Annotated in this window: 8 protein-coding genes and 1 pseudogene; 3 read left to right on the top strand and 6 right to left on the bottom strand. The window is 38.2% G+C overall.

All coding sequences use genetic code 11. The features are described 5' to 3' along the window. A pseudogene (locus tag WIW72_RS10210) lies at positions 1-601 on the bottom strand (IS701 family transposase); the annotation flags it as partial. A 110-nt stretch (positions 602-711) separates the two neighbouring features. Between WIW72_RS10210 and WIW72_RS10205 the strand changes: the two are divergent. After that, positions 712-870 carry a hypothetical protein gene (locus WIW72_RS10205; RefSeq protein WP_337702367.1) on the top strand — a complete coding sequence of 53 codons (159 nt, stop codon included), beginning with the start codon at positions 712-714 and terminating at the stop codon, positions 868-870. A gap of 218 nt (positions 871-1,088) precedes the next feature. On the opposite strand, the gene WIW72_RS10200 is transcribed toward WIW72_RS10205, so the two are convergent. Then, entirely contained in the window at positions 1,089-2,066 is a 978-nt protein-coding gene (locus WIW72_RS10200) for an alpha/beta hydrolase-fold protein (RefSeq protein WP_337702369.1), read from the bottom strand. A 51-nt stretch (positions 2,067-2,117) separates the two neighbouring features. On the opposite strand from WIW72_RS10200, the gene WIW72_RS10195 reads away from it, so the two are divergent. Continuing rightward, positions 2,118-3,692: a cation:proton antiporter gene (locus WIW72_RS10195; protein ID WP_337702371.1), complete on the top strand. Its 1,575-nt coding sequence runs from the start codon at positions 2,118-2,120 to the stop codon at positions 3,690-3,692. Here WIW72_RS10195 and WIW72_RS10190 read toward each other — a convergent pair. After that, entirely contained in the window at positions 3,684-4,193 is a 510-nt protein-coding gene (locus tag WIW72_RS10190; RefSeq protein ID WP_337702373.1) for a DUF429 domain-containing protein, read from the bottom strand. The two genes, WIW72_RS10195 and WIW72_RS10190, sit on opposite strands and share 9 nt — an antisense overlap. A gap of 23 nt (positions 4,194-4,216) precedes the next feature. Between WIW72_RS10190 and tpiA the strand changes: the two genes are divergently transcribed. Further along, on the top strand, positions 4,217-4,915 hold the full coding sequence (gene tpiA, locus WIW72_RS10185) for a triose-phosphate isomerase (protein ID WP_337702375.1): 699 nt from the start codon (positions 4,217-4,219) through the stop codon (positions 4,913-4,915). Here the strand turns inward: tpiA and WIW72_RS10180 are convergent. From WIW72_RS10180 to WIW72_RS10170, 3 genes are all read right to left on the bottom strand, one after another. Next, on the bottom strand, positions 4,904-5,248 hold the full coding sequence (locus tag WIW72_RS10180) for a hypothetical protein (protein WP_337702377.1): 345 nt from the start codon (positions 5,246-5,248) through the stop codon (positions 4,904-4,906). The genes tpiA and WIW72_RS10180 overlap by 12 nt on opposite strands. 70 nt (positions 5,249-5,318) lie before the next feature. After that, entirely contained in the window at positions 5,319-6,122 is an 804-nt protein-coding gene (locus WIW72_RS10175; RefSeq protein ID WP_337702380.1) for an ABC transporter permease, read from the bottom strand. Beyond that, complete coding sequence (locus WIW72_RS10170; protein ID WP_337702382.1) at positions 6,097-7,278, bottom strand: extracellular solute-binding protein; 1,182 nt, start codon at positions 7,276-7,278, stop codon at positions 6,097-6,099. Before WIW72_RS10170 ends, WIW72_RS10175 begins: the two co-directional genes overlap by 26 nt. Between the last annotated feature and the right edge of the window lie 29 nt (positions 7,279-7,307).

Below are 7,307 nucleotides of genomic sequence, written 5' to 3'. Positions count from 1 at the left end.
GCTTCTCTGACCAGTACCACGAGTCGAAGACTACCCTGGACACGCGGAAGTACCCCTTGAGCACGTCCAACATCTCCTTGGCCAAGTCGATCTTGGTCTTGAACTCGGTGACCATCCCCAAGTCCAACATCTTCCTCACGGCGTAGGGGAAGGCTCCTACCATGAACGCCCTGCCCGTGGAGAGGTCCACTATGGCGACCGTGAGGAGCTGGACGCCCTTCTCAAACCTCCGGTGGGCGTGGCAGTAGATCCAGTAGTTCCCGTGGGGGCTCACGTCCTTCCCTCTGGAGTACTCCTTGTGGTCCACGGTGTCGTCTATGATTACAGCTACCTCACCCTTCACCAGCCCCGACAGGACCTTCAAGTAGTCCTTCCACGCGTCTTCGAGTTCTCCCAACGCCTCTAGCAGGTTTGCGTAGTCTAACCCGAACGTCTCAGCAGCATTCTTCACGCTGGCCCTACCGCCTAGCAGGGTCATGAGGGCTAGTGCTAGTCCTACCCTCCTGCTCCTCTCGTTCCTCCTCACTATGCCCAGGACTTTGTTCACTGCCTTGACCAACTTCTCCTTAGCTAACTCGATTTGTCCTTTTCCGTTTGACATCTTTTCAGTATGAAGACGTCTAAAATTAAAAACTTCTCGCTAATACCGACTTCTTGGTATTACCTCCCTAAGATTCCCATAACTGCTGTAAAACTGATGAGGCTATACCTATGTGGTTAAAGGAACCCATTTATGAGGAGATGTGGGCTGACGATAAAATATGGTTATCAAAGGTTCTGAGCGGAGAAAATGTACGTTGCGAGTTTTACTTCTCTACCGATTGGACTGAATTTAAGGGAGGCTATTGTAGTTCATGTAAATTTACATGATTTTGTAATTCTATACACTGAATTTCTTATTTTTTCTATACACTTTTCCTCTCCCTCATCACATTCGAAAATTTTGATATTGGTTCCCTTTATTTTGTCCAATACTTCCTTCTCTAATTTTTCTATGACGATTACGTCGTACCTTTCACACTGTCCTATACTCTCTGTAACGACATCAGTTAACGAATAACAGTCCCCCGTCCTTTGAAAGCGTATTATCAATTCTCATTACCTTCTTCATTAAATACTCTACTCGCCAAAGATAAAGATACATCATATCTAAAACTAGTGTTAAAATGTCCTCCTTCAAATTCTTCATAGATATGAGGGACGTTTAATTTTTTCATCTTATCGTGTAAAATCCTCATACCGAAATTAATCTTAAATTCGTCCCTTAAACCCACATCAAGGTAGATCAACCTGAGTTTTCGCAGATTCTCGTGATACCGGTTTACCATTCTCACTGGATCCTTCTCTATCCATTTTTTCCAAACTTCTTCTATAATTTCACCTGTTTCCGTTTCAAAGGGTAACTCGATATAATCGCCCTTAGGTGAGTAAAATGCAGCCATTGCTACTATGGTTAGTACGTTTAAATCCTCTTTCTCTTTCTTATTCTCCTTACTCCAAAACTTTTGTAGCCAGTCTTTGTAGTCCCTGAATTTTCTCAGGGTTCTGATTACGGAAGGAAACATAGGAATATAAATGTACTCGAAGTAAGCATCACCTGAGTGGTCAATTATTCCTTGAATTAGACCGGGATACTTCATTCCTAGTACTATTGCACCGTAACCGCCAGAAGATTTGCCCATTAGAACTATCTTGTCACTGTCGTATTTTTCTTTTAGATAGGGTATTAATTCCTTAACTAAGAAATCTTCATATAGGCCTACTGCCGTAGAATTTATATATTGATTACCGCCTAACTTGGTAAAGAGATCTGGGAGTATTACCACTGTATTATTTATTTTATCCTCCTTAGAAAGCCTCTCTATCTTTTCTACAATGTTTTCCCCTAAAGGATCGTAGTTCAATAACGAAATGGAAGAAGATAGAAAACCGCTTAGATAGACAACTATCAAGGGTTTAGAAATATCGTCGGAGACTATGTGAACGACCTTCCTCACATTAGGATCTTTTAAAGGGTTATCTCTTAAAGCCTCGCTTTCTACATTCTCAACTCTTACAACGACCATTATAATCAACCATTTTTTACTTATATACTTATAAAATCGATATTACTATTCATGATACAAGGCACTAATACAATCCTTACACTAACGCTGGTCATAGCAACTTTCTCCGGTTTAGTTCTGAGAAGGCTTAGGATATCCCCCGTTCTCGCATACCTTGTGTCCGGTCTAATAGGAGAACTCTTAGGGTTGAATTATAATAATCCAGAATTCCAGTTTATCTCCTTTCTCGCTGTAAACTTATTGTCATTTGAAATGGGAGTTTCCGTTAACCTCGTAGATCTCAAGAAGATGTTCAGAAGGGCACTTTTCATAGTGATTATAGAATTTCTAATTGTTTATATTGTAATTTCTATAGTTGGTTTAGCGATCAAACTCTCTTTAACCCAAACTCTTTTACTTACCGTAATAGGCTTTAACACCAGTACATCAATTGCATTTAAGCTCGGGGAAGGTAAGCTAGACGAAAACGACTTCAAACTTATTCTCTCTGTTGCCTCACTTGAAGACACATTAGCTTTCGTCGCGTTAGGCATTATGACCTCAGGAAACGTGAATATATTCAATCTACTCATCACCTCGCTTTCCTCATTAGCGCTTGGTTATGTTGTGTCAAAAGTTCTCATAAACCCGACATTACAGTATGCAAAGTCTGATGAGTCTGTAATTTTATCTAGCGTAGCATCCGTCTTTTTATTCAACTTACTAAGTTCCATACTAAGCTTACCTTCAACGTTAGCTAACTTTTTACTGGGTATAGGTACTTCTTATGCGTCAACAGATCCTGAGAAGATAATAAGGTATATGAAACCTTTGGTTGACTTTACCCTAATTTTCTTCTTCTTTATAGCCGGAAGTTATCTCAAAATTTCTGGATTTATATCGTATTACATACTGATCTCCATAATTCTCGTTTTAACAAAACTCTTTGCCTTTAGCACTGCCTATTGGTTTTCAGGAGTCGATTTCTTGAGGGCTTATCGAACTGGATTATTTATGACTTCATTAAGTGAATTCGGAATAGTTATATCTCTTACCGCGTTACAGCTAGGACTTCCCGTTACGATAATTTATAACATATCGACAGTACTCGTAGCTGTATCCTCTACAATAGCTAGCGTTTTAACTTCTAGAAACCAGATAGTCCTAAAGACTATAAGTAAGATGTATTTAAGGTTAAGGTTAGATAGATTCGATAGCTTAGTTAAAAACTTGGGTCATATAACATTTAAATCACCAGAAATTCTCACGTCATTCTTGAAATTCTCAATCCTAAGTATAACATTGACTTTTAGTTCGATATACTTAGCCGACTTAATAGCTACTCTTTCTCCTTACTTAGCCTTGTTTTCATTGTCTTTACTAGTGCTGACTCCATTTTTACTGATACTCTTCATTCTTTACTATACTAGAAAAATTCAAAATCAAGAGTTTAGGCTAATGATACAAATATTCATGTGGGGGATTTTTCTGCTGATAATGATTAATTATACTGTATTACTAGCAAGGACAATAGCCGTCTCACCTTTACTCGATATAATTATCTCAATCTTAATTAGTACACTTATAGCCATATTTTTTTACAGCAAAATATATAAATTAATAGAGGAATTAGATAAGCTATTCTAGGAATGTAAAAACATTTTCGGACAATTTAGATATCTCTATCTTTTTCTTAGGAAGTAGATATATAACTCCGTCCGAACCTCTGATTTCCATTGCTTCACCCTTCATATAAGATAACGAAACTAGAGCAGCAACCACAGCATCTATTATATCTTTCTTAACGTTATATCTCCTCCAATCTAAACCAATATTCTTAAGAGATGAAGTGGGATGAGTCTCAATCACTTTCCCCTTTAACATCCTTGATAGCTTAATTGCCTTGACCACGAGGCTCTCCATCCAACTCGGTGGTAACACACGATAACCTCGTTTGATCATCTGTTTGTCAACATCTCTAAATCCTTTACTGTAAGATAATGGAGAATCTATAGCCACTATTTCAGAAGTAGCACAAAGCTGAAGAATGAGGTCTTCGTTCCCCTCATAAACTTCTATTGTGTTTCCGTTCAGGACTCCGATTGTTGAAGGTCTCTTTACAGCTAAATCTATTCCGCAAAGTTTCAATATTAATCCCCTTATTTAAAGTTATGAAACCGCCAATTATTTTAATAAATTACAAGGCATATGAGAATTCTTACGGAGAAAAAGGGATGGAAATCTCTAAGAAGATTGAGAAGGTAAGTAAGGAGTACGGAGTTCCTATAATAGTTTCCGTTCCAGCAACAATGATACATAGGCTTAGTAAAGAAACTGAACTAACAGTATATGCACAACATGTTGATGGATTGGATCACGGTGCTAAAACTGGATCGATTCTTCCTGAGATGGTAAAGGACGCAGGGGGGAAGGGCTCGTTATTAAACCACAGCGAAAGGAGAGTTAGGTTAGACGAAATCCACGATGCAATTATAAGGATGAGAAGATTAGGGTTGGAAAGTGTAGTTTGTGTAGATAGATACGAATTAGTTCATTCTATGGGAATATTAAACCCTGATGCGATACTTATCGAACCTCCGGAACTTATCGGTAGCGGAGTCGCGGTCTCTAAGGCAAAACCTGAAGTTATTACAAGAGCGGTAGATGAAATAAGGAAAGTTAAGGGTGTTTACCTTATTGCAGGGGCTGGAATTACAAGCGGTGAAGATGTATACAAGGCTATAGAGCTTGGTGCTGACGGAATAGGAGTGGCAAGTGCTGTAATGAAAGCTAAAGACCCAGAAAAGGTTGTAAGCGATTTCGTGTCTCAAGCCTTAAAAGCAATAGATAAAAGGAGTTTAGTCAAATAACAAATTGAAAATAGTGTATTCGAGAGATTTATCTCCAAACACTCTTTTAACTAACTCTCTCAGCCTTTGTTTGTCATTTATTACAGCGTAGAGTGACACTACTGTTAGATACGCTGATATAAACTTTGAATCTCCTCCGACTTGTGTAGCGAAACTTTTGAATTTTACAGAATTAACGTATATATTACTTCCGTCAAATCTAGCTAGTTCGTTATAGGGCATATCTGAAACGTTAATTTTAACATTATCAAAGGTATAGCCGTTTTCCTCCAATATCCTTCTTACTACCCCTTCAACACATTCTATCTCTCTACATATCAACTTTATCGCCATCCGTTGAACAACCCTTTCATCACTAGTTCAGATAAGGTTGGGTTCTTCATTTAGTATGAAATCAAGTTGATTAGTAATAAATGTATCCCTTTTTAATGAGAAGGAACCTAGATACTCTGGCTACAGCTAGTAGTATTAAGGAGAAAAGAATCAAAGTCGCTGATGCAGTTATGGACGCATTAAAATACGTCTGATACTCATTGTAAATGTATACTGAGGCTACACAATCTCCGTTAAAGATCCATCCTTGAACGAACGGGGCTACGATTACAATAGAACCGAATTCGCTTATCGCCCTAGCCATTGAAGTTAGTCCTGATGAGATTATTCCACCAACAGACATAGGAAAGATCATTTTGAAGAAAACTCTGAGTTCAGAGTAACCCAAACTCATAGCGTACTGTTCATATGATAATGGTAAGCTCTCGAAGAAACTCTGCATCGAACGGATATACACGGGGGCTGAGACTATTATTAAGGCTAGGATAAGCCCAAAATACGAGTAGTAGAAATTGATACCGTGAGAAGACAAGAACTTACCTACTATGTTGGTGGGACTATCTATGAACACCAAAGCTATTCCAACGAGCGGATGAGGTATTGAAGCCGGAATGTCTACTATACTTTCTATTATAGGGTTTCTATTTCTGGCCAGGAAGTAAGCCAAGGGTGTAAACAAGAAGATTATAACGACTATTGCGACGGAGGAGGAAAGGTAGGAAAGTTCTATAGAGCTTATTAATGCTTTTCCAAATGCGATTGATCTAACATAAAACGGTCCGTAACCGTAAACTATTAAGTATATTATAGGGATTGTTAAGAGGAGGGATAGAAATAAAGATATTACTTTAAACAGCCGTGAAGTTACCACCATACGTTAATACTCCCTCATTCAATAATTTCATAATTTGTGGTGGTACATCCGATGGCGATTCATAGAACAAAACTGGGTGAGTTATAGGAGTCACACCGAACATTGCTAACTCATTGACATTTTTAATTACAAATTGTATGAACTGTAATGCCAACTGTTGGTTTGGTGCATTCTTCGGTATGGTCATATATAAGTACACTGGGTTACCGTATATCTTTAGAGTCTGTCCGTTTACAGTTATTTTGTAGAAGAAGAAGCTGTACCAACTTGTCTCGTTAGGATAATAACCGAAGCTTAGCCATGGTGGTAATTGCAAATAGTCTAGGTGTTGAGATATTGCATAGGACTTATAGGAGAAGACGAAGTCGAGTTCTCCAGCCTCTAATGGGGCTACAAAGTCAGCAGTATTAGGCGCACTATGAATTACATTGCTTTCATTAGCTAAGTGTATAAAGTAATCGAAGGACTTATTTGCATAAAGGTAACTAGTCATTTTTAGGATCAGATAACCGTATAATCCTTCTGGGTCCGAGCTCGGGTTGGATATACCTAAACTAAACTTAGTAGTTAGTAGATAGAAGAAGTTATACCAGTACTCAGTACTGTTAGTCTCCATTGCCATAGTGTAGTTGCTGTATAACTGGTTCCAATATGGGTTCATCGTAGTATAATTAGAATACACTAGAGCCATCTGGTCTGATATAAAGGCTATTGTCCAACCCGGATTATTCTGCCCTTCTAACTCAACAGCCTGAATATAAGCTACTGGAACGAAGACATCTGCAGGAGCTCCTTGGGCAATTTCAGCCGCTAACCCAAAAGAACCACCAGGATTTATATCAACTGGAATACCGTATTGCTTCTCAAATTGTTTAGCCAAAAAATCAAATATCGCTTTATAAGCCCCAGCGACATAAACTACGACAGTATTATTGTTAGCCGTTGAAGGTGTTGTAACGGATGAAGTAAAGGTAGTTGAACTAGTTGTCATCATAGAGGAATAAGTAGATGACGTTGACGATGTTGTAGAAATACTAGAACTTCTAGTTGGGTAATATAGTAATAAAATACCTGATATTGCTATTACCGCTATAAGGACTATTGCTATTATTATATAAGAAGATATGGCCTTAGCAATTTTTGTTCCTTTATTCATATTACTAAATAGTGATATTACTATTAATA

This window comes from Stygiolobus sp. CP859M, from assembly GCF_037389975.1.
GTDB lineage: Archaea > Thermoproteota > Thermoprotei_A > Sulfolobales > Sulfolobaceae > Stygiolobus.
Note: the sequence above shows the minus strand (reverse complement) of the source record. Positions and strands in the feature narration are given on the sequence as shown.

Coding starts and splice junctions, on each gene's coding strand:
- WIW72_RS10205 (WP_337702367.1), top strand. CDS start 712: ATGTGGTTAAAGGAACCCATTTATGAGGAGATGTGGGCTGACGATAAA.
- WIW72_RS10200 (WP_337702369.1), bottom strand. CDS start 2,066: ATGGTCGTTGTAAGAGTTGAGAATGTAGAAAGCGAGGCTTTAAGAGAT.
- WIW72_RS10195 (WP_337702371.1), top strand. CDS start 2,118: ATGATACAAGGCACTAATACAATCCTTACACTAACGCTGGTCATAGCA.
- tpiA (WP_337702375.1), top strand. CDS start 4,217: ATGAAACCGCCAATTATTTTAATAAATTACAAGGCATATGAGAATTCT.
- WIW72_RS10180 (WP_337702377.1), bottom strand. CDS start 5,248: ATGGCGATAAAGTTGATATGTAGAGAGATAGAATGTGTTGAAGGGGTA.
- WIW72_RS10175 (WP_337702380.1), bottom strand. CDS start 6,122: ATGGTGGTAACTTCACGGCTGTTTAAAGTAATATCTTTATTTCTATCC.
- WIW72_RS10170 (WP_337702382.1), bottom strand. CDS start 7,278: ATGAATAAAGGAACAAAAATTGCTAAGGCCATATCTTCTTATATAATA.